This is a genomic window from Tunicatimonas sp., assembly GCF_049647865.1.
Taxonomy (GTDB): Bacteria; Bacteroidota; Bacteroidia; order Cytophagales; family Cyclobacteriaceae; genus Tunicatimonas.
The window spans coordinates 1-2,308 of sequence record NZ_JBARYM010000090.1; the positions used below are offsets into that span (position 1 = coordinate 1).

The window sequence follows — 2,308 nt, forward strand, 5'->3', positions numbered from 1 at the left end:
GTCTAATAGCTCGCTTGCTCTGGCTAGATGCGTATCGGATTTCTTTCGCTTTTTTTCCTCCTCTTCCTTCGCCTTCTTCGCTTTTTGGCTCTCTGCCTCCGCTTTCTTCTGGGAAGCCTCCCACGCCGACAAGTCCACGGAGAACGCTGACACCTGCGTAAGGGGTTGATGAATGTGGGCGAAGAACCCTTCATCCAAAGCACTCGGCAGGGCTTTCAGGGTGAACGGGGCAATCTGGTCTTTTACCCGATCGTCCATAGTAGGTTTGGGAAGCAATGAGACGGCTAACCTTCCATCCGGCAATTTTCGCAGCGTGAGCGTAATATCCGAATGTTCCGTATAGCGACTGATACCCGTAAAAAAGTTTGTCGCGTGGTTGACTTCCTGCTGAGCATCTTGCTTGGCAGGAACAGTTGATAAAGGGGGTGATTGGTTCATACTATAATTGGTTAACGTATTTATCGGTAATTCATAAGAAAGAACATTGTCCAAAAGAAAGAAGTAGGCTGAACAGATCGGTTAAACCCGTTCAGCCCATAAATGAAGATCAATAAGCCAACACGTCAGCCTGGCTGTCTTTATCCTCGGCAGCAAACGCATCTAATGCAGCCTCTACCTCCGCTTGATCGGAAGGGTGCTCTATGGCACCTATTGGGTCTTCATCAGTTGGGGCAGGAAGGGCTTTGGGTGGAATAGCCATATAATTATGCTGCTCAATGGCTTGATACGCTTTGGTGCGATCTTCCAAGGCGGGGGCGGTATCTTCCCGATAGATTGGGGTCATTTGAATGAATTCAGTAATGATGTCCGAAATTTCAGGTGATAGTTCCTCTACCGTTTCAAAGTCAGCAATATGGTACGTGATCTGCTCATCATTGGGTAGCGTAGCCGTTCTAGCGGTCCAGCGTATTTGAATCACAACCTGTTCCAAAGGGACTCCCCGGTAATATAGTGTATCTTGAAATCGCTGAAAATTCCCCACGGAGTAGCTGTTGAATAGCATACTGCTTACGTTGCCCTTGCTGTCTAAAAAGAATAGTTCTAGCCATACGTTCTCTCGCTTAAATAGCTCTCCCTCAAAGATGCGATAGGCTAAAACATGAAGGCGGACGGTAGAACCGACGGGTTCACTGCCTTCTAAGGTGAATTTGCCATCTTTGGCATTGGCGCGGTACTGGCGGGGGTTGCCGATGCGATAACGGGCATTTTTGAGCACGTCTACTAACGTGGCTACTTGGGTGGTGATGGGGGTACTTAATAAGGTTTCCATAATTGAATAAAGGTTTAAAGTGATAAATGATACCTTGAATACCCTACTAAGATACACCTTTTATTAGTATAAAAAAACTAATAAAAGGTCTTTATTAGTTTTTTTATACTAATTATAAATTCTTTTCCTCTCAATGAAAATTCTTATCCCTAATGGTTTCTTAAATTTTTTTTACCCACATTGGATTTGCCGCAATTAGATTATATTTCTTTGATTATTTACATGCAAGGTATCACGAAAGGCCACTGCCAATAGCATTCAGCACCACCCTCATTGTATACTATTCTGTCCACTTTCTCTTAACAGATATCTACATGGATGACACCCGTATACTACTTTTGTTAAGTTGTCTTACAATTAAGAGGCATTGTTTGAGGTGTACGTACGTAGCTGGTAAATCAGCCGTTCTAATAACCGTAAATCTTTGGTGATAATTTCAGCACTTCCTTGCAGATGCTGCTGAAAAGGGATATGATAGCCATATTGGGTTATGAGCCCCTTTGGAAAAGTGATTATTACCCGGTATTCCCCTTGCTTTGGTAAGGCTGAAATACGATGCACTACACCTGATAACCCGCCGAATTCAGCTTCGGGATAATTCTCTAGATAGACATCTACGCGCTGCCCTATCGCTAGTTTACCTGAATTTTGAACTGGGACTTTGAGCTGCCCAACGATTGAGAGCGAATCATCATAAATAGGAAGAATATGTAGTATCTCCTCTCCTTGACTGACAAATTTTTGTTTAGTTAAAAAGTCAGTAAAAGAGACAACTCCCCCTTGTGGGGCCGATAACAAATAGCGGTTTTTCCATTGCGCTAAATCTGATTGAAGATTATTTAACGTGGTAAGCAGTGTGGTTCTTAATTGCCCCTCCTCAAATGTATGTCTGGTAGCTAGCACCTGCCACTCCCGCTCTAGACTAGCTACTTGAATCTGACTACCAGCTAGTTCACTTTGCAGTTTCTCGTAGTGTTCCTTCGTACTAATATATTGCTGTTCACTCTCCTCTAGTGCTTTGTCGGCAATGGTTTGATC

The 2,308-nt window shown here is 43.6% G+C and carries 3 protein-coding genes; all 3 read right to left on the reverse strand.

Annotation, left to right across the window (positions count from 1 at the left end; genetic code table 11):
• The coding region (locus WBA23_RS03155) for a PRTRC system protein E (protein ID WP_424580797.1) at window positions 1-438 on the reverse strand (438 nt) is incomplete at its 3' end.
• 109 nt (window positions 439-547) lie between these two features.
• The gene (locus WBA23_RS03160) at window positions 548-1,270 is read right to left on the reverse strand and encodes a hypothetical protein (protein WP_424580798.1); all 723 of its coding nucleotides are present in this window, start codon (window positions 1,268-1,270) and stop codon (window positions 548-550) included.
• 357 nt (window positions 1,271-1,627) lie between these two features.
• The coding region (locus WBA23_RS03165) for an HlyD family efflux transporter periplasmic adaptor subunit (RefSeq protein ID WP_424580799.1) at window positions 1,628-2,308 on the reverse strand (681 nt) is incomplete at its 5' end.